Annotated in this window: 1 pseudogene; it reads right to left on the reverse strand. The window is 70.9% G+C overall.

The annotated features are described in order from the left end of the window. Positions 1–261, reverse strand: a pseudogene (locus A5481_RS31115) (hypothetical protein); the annotation flags it as partial.

Genomic DNA, 261 nt, shown 5'->3' on the forward strand with positions numbered 1-261 from the left:
TGCCGGCGAGGTCGCGCACCTTGACGGCGTTGTCCTGCGGCGAGGTCACGATCATCCGGCCGTCCTTGCGGGTGATCAGCAGGCCGTCCGCCGGGCCGTTCTCGCCCACCGCGACGATCTTTGCGCCGAGCGTCCGGTCGGTCAGCATCTCGGGCACCACGGAGGCGGTGGCCCAGCCGGTGAGCGCGTCGGTCGGCAGGCTGTAGAGCGTCTTGCCCTTGATCGCCTGCCAGTACAGCGTCCTGCCGTCGGGCGAGAGCG

The sequence above is a fragment of the Methylobacterium platani genome (genome assembly GCF_001653715.1).
GTDB lineage: Bacteria > Pseudomonadota > Alphaproteobacteria > Rhizobiales > Beijerinckiaceae > Methylobacterium > Methylobacterium platani.